At 68.9% G+C, this 482-nt stretch carries 1 pseudogene; it reads left to right on the top strand.

Annotated features, from left to right (window positions below):
• Positions 1-398, top strand: a pseudogene (locus EN850_RS33495) (Asp/Glu racemase); the annotation flags it as partial.
• Positions 399-482: the final 84 nt, after the last annotated feature.

The following is a 482-nucleotide window of genomic DNA, read 5'->3' as shown; positions in this document are numbered from 1 at the left end:
TTGCCGCCGTCAGGGCGCGCCGCGCCAGGGGCATCGGCCTAATGACGCCCTACGCGCCCGAGATCAACAACGGCCTCGTCAGCTATTTCACCGGACGCGGCCTCGACATCGCGGCCGTCGCCACTTTCGACCGCCGCGACGACCGCGAGGCCGCCCGCATCTCGCACGCCTCGATCGAGGCGGCGGCCGAACACATGGCAAAAGTGCCGGGAGTGGAGGCGATCTTCATCTCCTGCACCAGCCTGCGGGTTGCCGAGGCGGTGGCGGAGCTGGAGCGGCGCATCGGCATTCCCGTCACCTCCTCCAACCACGCCATGGCCTGGCACTGCCTGCGGCTCGCCGGCATCGACGACGTCGTGCCGGCGGGTGGGAGGCTGTTCGCGCTGCCTGCACGGTAATCAGCGCGGCGAACTTTCAGGCGACCGTCATGCATTGTCCAATGCAGCGCTGATCGACCCCCACTCCGTCTCGGCTTCGCCGAG

Source organism: Mesorhizobium sp. M8A.F.Ca.ET.207.01.1.1 (assembly GCF_004794715.1).
Taxonomy (GTDB): Bacteria; Pseudomonadota; Alphaproteobacteria; order Rhizobiales; family Rhizobiaceae; genus Mesorhizobium.
This window is presented reverse-complemented; position numbering and strand designations above follow the sequence as displayed.